The organism is Streptomyces diastatochromogenes (assembly GCF_002242805.1).
In the GTDB taxonomy this organism is placed as follows: Bacteria; Actinomycetota; Actinomycetes; order Streptomycetales; family Streptomycetaceae; genus Streptomyces; species Streptomyces diastatochromogenes.
The window spans coordinates 177,453-190,598 of sequence record NZ_MCGQ01000007.1 but is presented as its reverse complement, the minus strand read 5'-3'; the positions used below and the strand labels follow the sequence as shown (position 1 = coordinate 190,598).

17 protein-coding genes are annotated in these 13,146 nt (G+C 70.6%); 16 read left to right on the top strand and 1 reads right to left on the bottom strand.

Annotation, left to right across the window (positions count from 1 at the left end):
* Positions 1–89 precede the first annotated feature (89 nt).
* The 14 genes from BEK98_RS05435 to BEK98_RS05370 all read left to right on the top strand — a co-directional run bounded on the left by BEK98_RS05435 (position 90) and on the right by BEK98_RS05370 (position 11,187).
* Positions 90–932 (top strand): hypothetical protein, encoded by an 843-nt coding sequence (locus BEK98_RS05435; RefSeq protein WP_094215230.1) that lies wholly within the window; start codon positions 90–92, stop codon positions 930–932.
* Positions 933–993: 61 nt separating this feature from the next.
* Positions 994–1,701 (top strand): Flp pilus assembly protein CpaB, encoded by a 708-nt coding sequence (gene cpaB, locus BEK98_RS05430; protein ID WP_094215229.1) that lies wholly within the window; start codon positions 994–996, stop codon positions 1,699–1,701.
* Positions 1,702–1,713: 12 nt separating this feature from the next.
* Entirely contained in the window at positions 1,714–2,949 is a 1,236-nt protein-coding gene (locus tag BEK98_RS05425) for a CpaE/TadZ family protein (protein WP_094215228.1), read from the top strand.
* A 3-nt stretch (positions 2,950–2,952) separates the two neighbouring features.
* Positions 2,953–3,336, top strand: coding sequence for a TadE/TadG family type IV pilus assembly protein (locus tag BEK98_RS05420; protein ID WP_094215227.1), 384 nt, complete (start codon positions 2,953–2,955; stop codon positions 3,334–3,336).
* A 1-nt stretch (position 3,337) separates the two neighbouring features.
* Positions 3,338–3,691, top strand: coding sequence for a TadE/TadG family type IV pilus assembly protein (locus BEK98_RS05415; RefSeq protein ID WP_094215226.1), 354 nt, complete (start codon positions 3,338–3,340; stop codon positions 3,689–3,691).
* A gap of 18 nt (positions 3,692–3,709) precedes the next feature.
* A complete protein-coding gene (locus BEK98_RS05410) occupies positions 3,710–5,047 on the top strand; it encodes a TadA family conjugal transfer-associated ATPase (protein WP_094215225.1) in 1,338 nt (445 codons plus the stop codon).
* 4 nt (positions 5,048–5,051) lie between these two features.
* Entirely contained in the window at positions 5,052–5,996 is a 945-nt protein-coding gene (locus BEK98_RS05405; RefSeq protein ID WP_094215224.1) for a type II secretion system F family protein, read from the top strand.
* Between the two features lie 16 nt (positions 5,997–6,012).
* Complete coding sequence (locus BEK98_RS05400; protein WP_094215723.1) at positions 6,013–6,900, top strand: DUF5936 domain-containing protein; 888 nt, start codon at positions 6,013–6,015, stop codon at positions 6,898–6,900.
* A gap of 132 nt (positions 6,901–7,032) precedes the next feature.
* Positions 7,033–8,310 (top strand): sensor histidine kinase, encoded by a 1,278-nt coding sequence (locus BEK98_RS05395; protein ID WP_244201754.1) that lies wholly within the window; start codon positions 7,033–7,035, stop codon positions 8,308–8,310.
* A gap of 13 nt (positions 8,311–8,323) precedes the next feature.
* Positions 8,324–9,082, top strand: coding sequence for a response regulator (locus BEK98_RS05390; protein ID WP_094215223.1), 759 nt, complete (start codon positions 8,324–8,326; stop codon positions 9,080–9,082).
* A 98-nt stretch (positions 9,083–9,180) separates the two neighbouring features.
* A complete protein-coding gene (locus BEK98_RS05385) occupies positions 9,181–9,378 on the top strand; it encodes a Flp family type IVb pilin (RefSeq protein WP_094215222.1) in 198 nt (65 codons plus the stop codon).
* The gene (locus BEK98_RS05380) at positions 9,378–9,962 is read left to right on the top strand and encodes a pilus assembly protein TadG-related protein (RefSeq protein ID WP_094215722.1); all 585 of its coding nucleotides are present in this window, start codon (positions 9,378–9,380) and stop codon (positions 9,960–9,962) included. The genes BEK98_RS05385 and BEK98_RS05380 overlap by 1 nt, the downstream gene beginning before the upstream one ends.
* 21 nt (positions 9,963–9,983) lie before the next feature.
* Positions 9,984–10,568 carry a hypothetical protein gene (locus BEK98_RS05375; RefSeq protein WP_094215221.1) on the top strand — a complete coding sequence of 195 codons (585 nt, stop codon included), beginning with the start codon at positions 9,984–9,986 and terminating at the stop codon, positions 10,566–10,568.
* A 7-nt stretch (positions 10,569–10,575) separates the two neighbouring features.
* On the top strand, positions 10,576–11,187 hold the full coding sequence (locus BEK98_RS05370) for an OmpA family protein (protein ID WP_094215220.1): 612 nt from the start codon (positions 10,576–10,578) through the stop codon (positions 11,185–11,187).
* A 40-nt stretch (positions 11,188–11,227) separates the two neighbouring features.
* Here BEK98_RS05370 and BEK98_RS05365 read toward each other — a convergent pair whose 3' ends face one another.
* The gene (locus BEK98_RS05365; protein ID WP_094215219.1) at positions 11,228–11,623 is read right to left on the bottom strand and encodes a DUF192 domain-containing protein; all 396 of its coding nucleotides are present in this window, start codon (positions 11,621–11,623) and stop codon (positions 11,228–11,230) included.
* 118 nt (positions 11,624–11,741) lie between these two features.
* Here BEK98_RS05365 and BEK98_RS05360 point away from each other — a divergent pair, with 118 nt between their 5' ends.
* Both BEK98_RS05360 and BEK98_RS05355 read left to right on the top strand, forming a co-directional pair.
* Positions 11,742–12,614: an LLM class flavin-dependent oxidoreductase gene (locus BEK98_RS05360; RefSeq protein ID WP_094215218.1), complete on the top strand. Its 873-nt coding sequence runs from the start codon at positions 11,742–11,744 to the stop codon at positions 12,612–12,614.
* Positions 12,615–12,659: 45 nt separating this feature from the next.
* Complete coding sequence (locus tag BEK98_RS05355; RefSeq protein WP_094215217.1) at positions 12,660–13,127, top strand: GNAT family N-acetyltransferase; 468 nt, start codon at positions 12,660–12,662, stop codon at positions 13,125–13,127.
* The last annotated feature ends 19 nt before the right edge of the window (positions 13,128–13,146 follow it).

The following is a 13,146-nucleotide window of genomic DNA, read 5'->3' as shown; positions in this document are numbered from 1 at the left end:
CAATGAAGTCGTCCTGGCGCATTGGAGTTACGCCGGTGGGCCGAAGGGTGTGAAGAAGCGGGGAGCTGCGCGTGCCAACTGTCATTGCCGTGACCAGTGCCGACATGGCACTGCCGGCGCAGGACGAACGGACCATGCCCGCCGTCGTGCTGCGCGACCTCGACCAGCGCCCGCTCGACCACGCCCTCACCGAACTCCACGCTCTGACCGAGCAGTACGGGTATGTCGTGGTCGTGTGCTCCCAGGCCGTTCCGGAGCCTGTGATACGGCGGCTGTACACCCTGCGGTCGTTGCTGGAGAGCGACCGTATCGCCCTGTTCCGGCCCGAGCTTCCCCCGCTCGGTACGGCCGTGCTGGCCAGGCAGTTGCGGCAGCTCGCCTCCTGCGATCTCAGTCCGGGTGTGCTGGCCTCGGCCGGGCGGCTGCTCACCCACTACATCCACGCCGGTGCCGTTCTCGGCTCGGTCGCGAGGCTCGACCGGGTGCCTGTCGGGCTCAAGGCGCATGCCAAGTCGTGGGTGCCGGGCAGCCAGTTCGCCGTCGTCGCCCATCCCGAGCCGCAGCTCGTCAAGGTCGCCCCCGGCGCCACGCTCAAGGGACCCGAGTTCAGTACGTGGATGCTCGTCGCCAAGGGGCAGTTGCAGACGGACTGGATCGCCGGGCTGGCGGAGGCGTGGGGCCCGCACGGGCTGCGCGAGACCCCGCTGCCCGCCGAGTCCCCGCGGTGGTGGGGGACCGGGCGGATGGTCGAGTTCTGCAGCTATCTCGCGGATCTGTCGGTCCTGTACCAACTGGTCACCTCGGTCCGGCAGTCCAGGTGTCACTGGTGCGGCCTCGATGTCATAGGCGACCTCTGCGTGTTCTGCTCCGCCACCCCGCCCGTCCACGAACCCCCGGCTCCCCGCGCCCTGGAGCAACGCACGCCCGCCTGACCCGCACCGACGTCACTCACCCTCCCGCTCGACCGATTCCCCCAATGAGGTTGCACGGTTCATGAACTCCCGTCAGCGCCGCGGCGTGATACTCCTGATCCTGTCGGTCCTGTGCGCCCTCGGCGCGTTCGCCGGCGTGCTCTCCGTCGTCGACGACGTGCAGTCCAAGGTCGGACCCGAGGTCAGTGCCTACCGGGTCAGGTCCGATGTGCAGCCGTACACCGCGCTGGACACGGACCAGTTCGAGAAGATCAAGATGCCGAAGCGGTGGCTGTCCGGCAACGCCGTCACCGATCTGCGGCAGATCCAGGGCAAGATCGCCGTCACCACGCTGCGCGCCGGGTCCCTGCTGCAGACCGACATGATCGTCGACCAGCCCGCCCTCCAGCCGGGCCAGCAGGAGGTCGCCATCATGATCGACGCTGCCACGGGTGTGGCGGGGAAGATCACGCCGGGGGCGCGCGTCAACGTGTACGCCACCTTCGAGGGAAAGAAGGACGGCGACCCCGACCAGTCGAAGATCATCGTCACCAACGCCCGGGTCCTCGACGTCGGCCACATCACCGCCCTCGATCCCGACAGCAGCAAGAACCAGCAGCAGCCCACCGAGGCCGTCCCCATCACCTTCGCGCTGTCCACCCTCGACGCCCAGCGCATCACCTACGCCGAGTCCTTCGCCCAGCGCGTCCGGCTCGCTCTGGTGGCACCCGGCAGCGAGACCAGCGTCCCGGACAAGGACCGCACCTACGAACTCGCGACGGACAAGTGAGAGGCGGCCCGCATGCCCACCAGGATCCTTCCGGCCGGTGCGGACCCGGACGCCGTCCGCTCCCTCACCACCCTGCTCAGCCAGCTCCCCGACGCCGAACCGCAGCCGCCCGTCGGTGACTCCACCCAGCTGGTCGACACCCTCGCCCGCCTCGCCGCCGAGTCGGTGGACGAGCTGCCCGAGGTGGTCGTCGTACACGAGCGGATCGGGCCGGTTCCGGCCCTGGAGCTGATCCGCGAGGTCGCGCTCCGCTTTCCCGCCGTCGGCGTCATACTTGTCACCACCGACACGAGCCCCGGCCTGTTCGCCGCCGCCATGGACTCCGGCGCCCGCGGCCTGGTCGCGCTCCCGCTGTCGTACGAGGAACTCGCCGGCCGCGTCCAGGCCGTCGCCCAGTGGTCGACGGGGGTACGGCGCCATCTCGGCCACGGTGCCTCCGACGTCCTCGGCGGTGTCGGCGGCACGGTCGTCACGGTCAGCGGCGCCAAGGGAGGCGTCGGCGCGACCCTGACCGCGATCCAGCTCGCGCTCGCCGCCCAGGCCTCCGGCCGGTCCACCGCCCTGGTCGACCTCGACCTGCAGACCGGCGACATCGCCTCCTACCTGGACGTCCAGTTCCGCCGCTCGGTCGTGGACCTCGCCGCCATCAGCGACATCACCCCGCGCGTCCTCGCCGACGCCGTCTTCCGCCATGACACCGGCCTCGCCCTGCTGCTCGCCCCCGGCGAGGGCGAGCGCGGCGAGGAGGTCACCGACCGGGCCGCCCGCCTGATCGTCGGCGTCCTGCGCTCCCGGTACGAGGTCGTCGTGGTGGACTGCGGCGCCCAGCTCGGCGCGGCGAGCGCGGTGGCCGTGGAGATGGCCGACACCGCCCTGCTGGTGACCACGCCCGACGTGGTCGCCGTACGGGCCGCCAAGCGGACCGTGCGCATGTGGGACCGGCTGCAGATCCGCAAGGCCGAGGAGACGACGGTGGTCGTCAACCGCCATACGCGGAGTACGGAGATCCAGCCGGCGCTGGTCCAGCGGATCACCGGTACGGCGGTGGCGCGTATCGCCGTACCCGCCAACTTCAAGGAGCTGCAGGGGGTCGTGGACGCCGGACGGCTGCACGAGCTGGACAGCAGGAGCACGGTGAAGCAGGCCCTGTGGGGGCTCGCCGGGGAACTGGGGCTGGCGAAGGCGCCCGAAGCGTCCCATCGCGGGGGCGGCCGCGGGGCAGTCGGCTTCCGGCGGCGGAAGGAGTGAGGCGTGCGCAGACGGCCGGGAGGCGATCGGGGGCAGGTCAGCATCGAGTTCCTCGGGATGACTCCGCTGATCATCCTGACGCTGGTGCTCATGTGGCAGTGCGTGCTCGTGGGGTACGCGTACACGCTCGCGGGGAATGCTGCGGACGAGGGTGTGCGGGCGGGTACGGCGGCGCACCGGGGCGGTGCGCGGCAGGCCGCGTGCGAGGCGGCCGGGCTCAAGCACCTGTCGGGGGCGTGGAAGGGGGGCGCGTCGGTGACCTGCAGTCCGTCCGGCTATGTCACGGCCGATGTCGACGTCAAGGTGCCCGTCCTCTTCCCGGGCTCGATCGACTTCCCCGTCACGGTGCACGGCCACGCCGGTGCCGTGGAGGAGGTGAAGGACTGAGATGTCGTACCGCCGTCGTCGCCGCGATGCGGGCCAGGTCGCCATCGAGTACCTCGGGTTCGTCCCCGTCCTGCTGATCGTCGGGCTGGCCGGCATCCAGATCGGGGCGGTCGCCTACGCCGCCGAGCAGGCCGGTACGGCGGCCCGGGCGGGGGCGCGGGCCGCGTCGCTGGGGCAGTCGGCTCAACAGGCGTGTGCGCAGGCGGTCAGCGGCGGGCTCACGGTGACCTGCGGCGAGAGCGGGGGAGGGGACGACTCGGTCACCGTCACCGCGTCGGTCCACATCCCCCAGATCGTCCCCGGCTGGCACTTCGACCCCGCCGAGAAGTCCGCCACCATGCCCCGCGACCACTGACCGAGGAGAAGCGAACCCATGAGCCTGCGGGCACGCATCAACACTCCGGAGGAGCACGGCAGCCGGGGCGAGGACGGGCATCTGGTCGCCTCCTACCGGGCCAAGCTGCTGGAGGAGATCGACCTCGCGGAGATGAGTTCGCTGGCCGCCGCGGAGCGCCGGGCCCGCCTCGAACGGGTGCTCGGGCACATCATCAGCCGCGAGGGCCCGGTGCTGTCGACGGTGGAGCGCTCCCAGCTGATCCGCCGTGTGGTGGACGAGGCGCTGGGCCTCGGCATCCTGGAACCGCTCCTCGAGGACGCGTCGATCACCGAGATCATGGTCAACGGCCCGGACGCGATCTTCGTGGAACGCGGCGGCCGGGTGGAGCAGCTGCCGCTGCGCTTCGTCTCCGGCGACCAGTTGATGCAGACCATCGAGCGGATCGTGTCGACGGTCAACCGACGGGTGGACGAGTCGAACCCGATGGTGGACGCCCGCCTTCCCTCCGGCGAGCGCGTCAACGTCATCATCCCGCCGCTGTCGCTGACCGGCCCGATCCTCACCATCCGCCGCTTCCCGCGCTCCTTCACCCTCCAGGAGCTGGTCGGCTTCGGCTCGCTCGACGAGCACATGGTGTTCCTGCTGGCCGGACTGGTGCAGGCCAAGTTCAACATCATCGTCTCGGGGGCGACGGGCACCGGGAAGACCACCCTGCTGAACGCGCTCTCGGGTCTGATCCCGGCCCATGAACGCATCATCACCATCGAGGACTCGGCCGAACTCCAGCTCCAGCAGACCCATGTGGTCCGGCTGGAGTCGAGGCCGCCGAACGTCGAGGGCAAGGGCCAGGTCACCATCCGCGACCTGGTCCGCAACTCGCTGCGCATGCGGCCCGACCGGATCGTGGTCGGCGAGGTCCGCGGCGGCGAGTCCCTCGACATGCTCCAGGCCATGTCCACGGGCCACGACGGCTCCCTGGCCACGGTCCACGCCAACAGCGCCGAGGACGCGCTCACCCGGCTGCAGACCCTCGCCTCCATGTCCGACGTCGAGGTGCCCTTCGTGGCCCTGCACGACCAGATCAACAGCGCCGTCGACGTCCTCGTCCAGCTCACCCGGTTCGCCGACGGCGCCCGCCGCATCACCGAGATCGCCCTGCTCGACAGCCACGGCGGCGAGCCGTACCGGCTGGCGACCGCGGCCCGCTTCCACGCCCGGCCCATGACCCACGACGGTCGCGTGTACGGCGCCTTCGAGTACTTCCCGCTGCCACGCCGTACCGCCGACCGCCTCTACATGGCGGGCCAGCCCATCCCGCAGGCCTTCGGCGTCGCCCACTCCGCGGACCAGCTCGCCACCCGAGAAGCCAGGTAGGCCCATGGAACTCCCCACCCTCGTCCAGCTCACCACCGGTGTCGCCCTGCTGACCTGCGTCCTGGCCGTCGTCGGCGTGCACACCTACGCGGCCGGCCGGGCCCAACGCGCCGAGCTGGTACAGCGGTTGTCCCACACGGGCCAGGCCCCGGCCACCGGCCGCCGGCGCCGCTTCCGCAACCTGGACCGCCGCCTGCGCCGTACGGCACTGGGCCGCAGACTGGAGCTGAGGCTGGCGGCCACCGGCCTGGACGTCACCCCGGGCGAGTTCTTCGCCTACATGCTCGCCGCGGTCGCCGCCCTCTGGCTGATCGGCCAGGCCACCCTGGCCCCCTTCTTCGGCCCGCTCGCGGGTCTGCTGGGCATCTGGGCGGCGCTCCAGTTCCTCAACTGGCAGCGCCAGAAACGCATCGAGCGCTTCATCAACCAGCTCCCCGAACTGGCCCGCATCCTGGCCAACGCCACCCAGGCGGGCCTGGCCCTGCGCACCGCGATCGGCATGGCGGCCGAGGAGCTGGACGCCCCGGCCGGGGAAGAACTGGCCAAGGTTTCCGACCAGTTGGCGATCGGCCACTCCCTGGACGACGCGCTCGGCGAACTGGCCGACCGCCTCCCCTCCCGCGAACTGGTCGTACTCGTCACGACCTTGGTGCTGTCGAACAGGGCGGGAGGCCAGGTGGTGTCAGCACTCCGGAACCTGACCGAGACCCTGGAGGAACGCAAGGAGACCCGACGCGAGATCCGCACCCAGCTCTCCCAGGTGACCATGACGTCGTACGCCGTCCCCGTCCTCGGCATCGGCGCCCTGTTCCTGATGAACGGGGTCAAGGACGGCGCCCTGGAGCGGATGACCGGCTCATCGGTCGGCCAGGCCTGCGTGATCATCGCGTTCGCGATGTACGCCGTCGGCTTCGTCCTCATCCGCCGCATGAGCCGGATCGACGTGTGAGGGGGCTGGCCTGATGGTGGGAATACTGCTCGCACTGCTGATGGGCCTCGGCGTCTGGGGCGTCTTCGCCGGCATCCGGATGTACCGCGCGGAGGCCAAACTCCCCGGTGACCTGGCGCTCGCCCTGGAGGTCGGCGCCACCCGCACCGGCGCGGTCGACTCGGTGATCGACCGCATGGGCATGCGCTACGCCCCCGCGGTGCTGCGCCTGATGGGCCCCCGCCTGGTCGCCAAGTACCGCCGCAGGATCGACCTCGCGGGCAACCCCGGCGGTCTGACCATCGACCGCTACGCGGCCCGCCGCGCGGTCTACGGCGCCCTCGGCGGCGTCGGCTTCCTGGTGTTCCTGCTCCGCGGCCAGTGGTTCGTGGCCCTGCTCCTTCTCCTCTTCGGGGCATTCTGGACGGAGGTCGGCATCTGGTCGGCGATCCGGGTCCGCAAGGACGTGATCGAGCGGACGCTGCCGGACTTCCTGGACGTGCTGGCGGTGGTGGTCAGCGCCGGGCTGGGCTTCCGGCAGGCCCTGGACCGGGTGGCTTCGCGGTACGAGGGCCCCTGGGCGGACGAACTCCGCATCACCCTCCGCCAGATGGACCTCGGCATGAGCCGCCGCCAGGCCTTCGCGGAGCTTCGGCGCAGGAACGACTCCGAGCAGGTGGCCATGTTCGTCACGGCCCTGCAGCAGGGGGAGGAACTGGGCGCCCCGATCGTCGACACCCTCGTCTCCCTGGCCAAGGACATGCGACGCACGGATGCCCAGAACGCCCGCCGCAAGGCCGCGCGCGCGGTGCCCAAGGCCACGCTGATGATCACCACGTTCATGGTCCCGGCGACGATGCTCCTGCTCGGCGCGGGCCTGCTGCTGGGCTCGGGCGTGGACTTCGGCTCGCTCACGGGGAAGTGAGCGGCGGTGACGACGATGGGAGCGATGGGGCCGGGGAGGCGGCTGTCCCTTCGGGGGGTGGGGAGGGGGTGGCTCGCGCTTCTGGGGCACCTCCGGTCGAAACGGCCGTCGGCGATGTCCCGGACGTCTCGCATGGAGGCTTCGGTCCCCGAGCCCTCCGAGAAGATCCAGATACGGGCCCTGCAGGCGATGTGCCGCCAGGTCTTCGGCTTCCGGCTGGCGATGATCGTCCTGGCGGCCCCCGCGGCCCTCCTCAACGCGGCCCCGGGCCTGGGCGTCCGCCTGGTCGGGGCGGCCGTGGTCGTCACCTTCATGGTGTCCTACGTCCTCTTCCGCGACTGGGAGCGCTTCGGCCCCCTCCTCCTGCGCCACCCCAGCCTGCTCGCGGCCGACACCCTCTTCGGCTCCCTCCTCCTGATCTCGGCGGGCCCGGACACCACCCTCGCCTACGTCAGCGTCTGCACCCCGCTGCTGGCGGGCCTGGTCTACAGCTGGCGGGGCGCGGCCTGCTTCGCGTCCCTGCAATCGCTGATCCTGCTCCTGGTCCACGCCACCCTGAAGCCCGGCGGCCAGGCGGGCGTGGCGGAATCCCTCCTCCTGCCCGGCCTGTGCGTCATCGCCGGCGCGATGGGCTCGACCCTGCGCAACCTGATGCTCCGCTTCGGCGCGGCCACCCAGGCCCTCACGGCGGCCCAGGCCCGCCTGGCGGCGACGGAGGCGGTCCACGCGGAACGGGCCCGGCTGGCCCGCGAGATGCACGACTCGGTGGCCAAGACCCTGTACGGGGTGGCCCTCGCAGCCGACGGCCTGGCGACGACGGCATCGGCGGACACCCCCGACCCGGACCGCATCCGGCAGCAGGCGGAACTGGTGTCCCGGTCGGCGCGGAGGGCGGCGGCGGAGTCGAGGGAGCTGCTGACTGACCTGCGCCAGGAGGGGGGCTCGGGCGGGGCGAGGGACCTCTGGACCGAACTGCTCGCGCGCACGGTCGACTTCACTACTCGCACGGGACTAAGGGTGGTGTGGAGTGAGACGGGCTCAGTCCCTGTCCCATCCATCCCGCCACCCGTCGCCCGCGACCTCCTCGCCATCGCCACGGAAGCGCTGGAGAACGCCCACCGCCACGCGTCGGCGACCCAGGTGGAACTGACCGCGGGCGTTGAGGGGGACCTGCTCCGCCTGACGATCTACGACGACGGCCGGGGCCTGCCCCCCGGCACCACCCTCGAACACCTCCGCCACTCCGGCCATTTCGGCCTGCTCGGCATGGTGGAGCGTGCGGCTTCCGCAGGGGCGCGGATCCGTATCGGGCGCGGGGACCACGAGCGGGGCACTCAGGTCGTCGTGGACCTGCCGCTGCGTGCCCTGGCGTCCGATCTCCCCATCCAGCCCCCCATCCAGGAAACCTGAGAGGAGGCACCCGATGCAGCACCGGAACCCACCCGGCCAGGACTTCCCGGCGCCCACCGCCACGGCCCCCCTGCGCCTCGTGGTGGCCGACGACAACCCCGTGATCCGCGCGGGCCTCACGGCCCTCCTCTCCGACCGCGAGGACACCACGGTGGTCGGCGAGGCGGCGGACGGCCGCGAGGCGTACGAGGCGGCGCTGCGGCACCGGCCCGACGTCATCCTCCTCGACGTCCGCATGCCCGGAGTCGACGGAATCTCGGCGTTGCCCCACCTGGTCCGGCTGGCCCCCGTCATGATGCTCACCTACAGCCACGAGACGGAGACCGTGCAGGAGGCCTTGCGGCTGGGGGCGGGGGGATATCTGGTGCACGGGGAGTTCACGGCGGAGCAACTGGTGAGGGCGGTACGGGATGTGCGGGAGGGACGGCCGCATGTGACTCCGGGGGCGGCGAAGGCGTTACTGGCTCACCTTCAGTCGAGTGCACCTGCACACACGGAGCCGGAACTCTCAAGTCTTCTCGGTGGAATTCCACCTCAAAACCTTTCGCAACTGCAATCCGATGTGGGACAGTCGTTTCGGTCGCGGTTCCAACTGAGTGCCAGGGAGGCGGAGATCATGGACCTCATCGCATCCGGCATGACCAACCAGCAGATCGCCGCGGCCTGCTTCATCAGCGAGAAGACGGTCAAGAACCACATCAACCGCATCTTCGCCAAGCTCCACAGCACAAGCAGGTCGCAGGCGGCCGCGAAGTGGTTGGGGGTGGCGTGAGGTGGATTGGGTCCGGGGTTGGGTCCGGGGGCCCTCTCGTGGGGTGTGTGTCCCCACGTACGTTTTCCGGATCGGAGGCGAACCCGGAGGGGACCACCATGAGCAACTGGTTCAACACCACCGTCGCGTATCTGCAGGCCCGGGTTGCCCGCAGCGACAAGGGGCAGACGGCGGTGGAGTACCTCGGCATCATCGCGGTGGTCGTGGCGATCGTGTTGGCGATCACGGGTACGAGCATCGGCCAGACGATCTTCGATGCGATCAGGAACAAGATCACCGAGGTCACCGGCGGCTGATTCCTCCGCGCCGCGACGCAGGGCAGGCCTTCCCCATCTACATCACGGTGGTGGCAGGCCTGCTCTTTCTTGCGTTGGCCTACCTCGCCGTCGGCCAGGCCGCGGTCAATCGGGGCGGTGCCCAGACCGCGGCTGACGCTGCGGCGCTCGCCGCCGCACAGAACAGGCGCGACCAACTCGCGGCGAAATGGGTGGAGGATGTCCTCGACCCGACCAAGTGGCAGGACGACTTCGACGGCAAGGTGCCGCTCGGACCATCGTGCTGGCGCGCAGATCAACTCGCAGCGCAGAACGACGCCCAAGCGCAGTGTGACTCGCCGGAGCCACTCGCGTTCACGGTCACGGCCAGGACTCAGAAGTCCGTCGGCAAGTCCATCGTTCCCGGAACCGAGAACGTCCACTCGACGGCGTCCGCCAGGGCCGTGATCGAACCCCTCTGCACGTTCGAACTCCCTGGGGAAGGCGCGGGGAACGACGCGCTGCCGCGACTCACCTGCAAGGACCGGGACTGGGACCTGAACCCGGACGACCTCGCCGACCTCCCGAGGCCCGAGGATCTTTTCGACGTCCACCTGGCTGACTGACGTAAAGAAGGAAGCAGAGTCATGAGCATTCGGGTCACTGGGAAGGCCACCAGGGGGATGGTCGCGCTGACCGTTGTGGCCGGTCTGGCCCTCGGTGTGGCCGGCTGCGGTGGTGGCGGTGGCGATGACGCCAAGAAGCCGGACCGTACGGCGTCCGCCTCCGCGTCCGGTGGAGCGGACCCGAGTACCCAAGAGGGGCAGTCGGACACTCCGTTGGCCGAGTTGAAGGGCTCAGACGGTCTGCTCCTGCAGGTCACGTCCGCTCAGCGTGATTCCGGTGGCTTCGTCACTGTGAACGGCACCTTGAAGAACGACGGGTCCAAGGATCTGCTCATCCCGTCCGCCCTCAGCGGCAATGAAACCGAGATCACCAAGAACGGCCCATCCCTTGGCGGAGCCACCCTTGTCGACTCCAAGGGCAAGAAGCGCTACTACGTACTGCGCGATACAGAGGGCCGCCCGCTCACCACAACCGGGCTGAACACGCTCAAAGGGGGGCAGTCGCTGCAGGTCTTCATGCAGTTTCCTTCCCCGCCCGAGGACACCACCGAGGTGACCCTGCAGCTGCCCACCTTCTCCTCCGCCACCATCAAGATCTCCGGGTGAGGCTGAAGTGACCACCACCCGTCTCGCCCTCACCCTCACCGCCGTCCTTCTCCTCGCCGCCACCCCGGCCCGCGCCGATGACACGGACCCGAGTCAGCCCCCCGACACCGAACCCTCCGCCACCGCCCCCGTGAAGATCGACCCCACCGACCCCGACCTCAAGCTCCCCGAGGGCGCCACCCTCGCTCAGCCCAAGGTGCTGGACATCAAGTCGGTCGTGGAGGACCAGAGCGGGGAGGAGCGCCGCGAGGACACGAACGCCGACGTCACCTTCGCTCTGCAGGCCGAGGTCCTCTTCAGCAAGGACAGCGCCAAGCTCGGCGAGGAGGCCAAGGCGCGGATCGCGACGATCGCCGAGGAGATCAAGAAGCAGAACGCGACCCAGGTCCGCGTCTTCGGCTTCACCGACAACCTCGGCTCCTCCGCGCACGGCGACATCCTGTCCAGGCAGCGCGCCAACGCCGTACAGGCGGTGCTGGACCAGGACCTGAACAGCCCGGACATCACCTTCGAGGTACGCGGCTACGGCGAGCAGTACCCGATCGCCGACAACTCGACGGAGGCGGGCCGGAAGAAGAACCGACGGGTCGAGGTCTCGTTCCCGCGCACCGAGCAGTGAGCCGCCTACTCACCCACCGCAACCGTGAACGTCCCAGATGCTAGGCCGCCCCACTGACAACGCCCTCGGCACCGCCCTCGACGCGGACCGAAGCCCCCGCCACCAGCCCCCACCCCGCCATCGCCCCCGCCTCCGCCTCCAGCACATGCCGGGAACGGAGCCGGGGCAGGCCCAGCCGGCCCGGCTTCATGGTGTGTACGGCGATGACCCGCAGCCGGCGATCGAGATAGGCGACGTCGATCGCCATCCGCATCCGGAAGGTGTGCACACCGCTCGCCGGAGACAGCAGCATCACTCCGTCGACCGAGTCCCGCCCCAGCAGCCCCTTCGTCCGGGCGCGATACGAGGCCGCGATCTCCAGGGGGAGCGAGACCGACGTCCCGTCCGCCCGCTGTACGACCAGCTTTCCTCGCCCGTCCCGCCAGCGCCGCCCCATGCCCGGCCCACCTCCGCCCTCACGCAGTCGAGGCGACCGTACCCGTCACCGCCCACCGGCGACCCACCGCGCGTGTGATCGAGTTTGCGCGACCCCGGTCGATGGCTAGGAAAGCCCCATGACTGGACTTGGTGCCGTGTTCCGCCCCCAGCTTCCTCCCGAGCGGCTCCGCGCCGTGGCCCGGCTCGCGGACGTCACAGGGCTCGAAGAACTCTGGCTGTGGGAGGACTGTTTCCGGGAGGGCGGCATCTCCACGGCCGCCGCCGCTCTCGCCTGGACCGAGCGGGTGCGGATCGGGGTCGGGCTGCTGCCCGTGGCGCTGCGGAACGTCGCCATCACCGCCATGGAGGCCGCCTCGCTGGAGCGCATGTTCCCCGGCCGGGCCATTCTGACCCTGGGGCACGGGGTGCAGGACTGGATGGGCCAGGTCGGCGCGCGGGCCGCCTCGCCGCTCACCCTGCTCGGCGAGCAACTGGACGCGCTGCGCGCCCTGTTGCGCGGAGAGCGGCTCAGCGTGAGCGGGCGGTACGTGCAGCTGGACGACGTCGGCCTCGACTGGCCGCCGGAGCAGCCGGTCGACGTGCTCGCCGGCGCCACCGGACCCCGTACGCTCCGCCTCGCCGGTGCCAAGGCCGACGGCACCCTGCTCACCGCGGCCACTTCGCCGGACGGTGTACGGGAGGCGCGGCGGATCATCGACGAGGGGCGGCGGGAGGCGGGGCGTACCGAGCCGCACAAGGTCGTCGTCTATCTGCTGGCCGCCACCGGAGCCGACGCCGCCGCCCGGCTACGCGCCGAACTCGCCGCCGAGGGGCTGGAGTCGGTCCCGGACCTCGGTGCCGCCGGGGACGCGGGCGCCGTGGCCAAGGCGGTGCAGCGGATGGCCGAGGCCGGCGCCGACACCGTCGTCCTGCAGCCGACGGGGGACGAGCCCGACCCGGAGGGCTTCGTGCGCTTCGTGGCGGAGGAGGTCCGGCCCCTGGTGTCGTAGAGCGGGGGAGGGGCGTTGTCAGTGGCGGCTGCCACACTCCCACGCATGACCGGCGAACACAGCGATGTGAGTCTGCGGGACGTCACGGACGACGACCTCCATGTCCTCCACGACTACGAACAGGACCCGGAAGCCGTCCGGCGGTCGAGGTTCACCCCCCGACCGCGGGACCGCTTCCTCAAGCACTGGCGGGAGCGGGTGCTCGGCGATCCCGACTGCCTCGTGCGGACGGTCACCGTCGACGGCGAGGTGGCCGGGAGCGTCGTCTCCTGGACGGTGGACGGGCAGCGGTACGTCGGCTACTGGCTCGGGCGGCCGTACTGGGCCCGCGGTGTCGGCACCCGCGCCCTCGGCCTCTTCCTGGAGCTGGATCAGGTACGGCCCCTGTACGCCGACCCCTTCTCCGGCAACACCGCCTCCGTCCGCCTGCTGGAGAGACACGGCTTCGAGCGCGCCGGCACGGTCCTGCACGGGGAGGACGAACACATCCTGCTCGTCCTCGACCGTCCCTGACCGTCCCTCCGGGGAACGC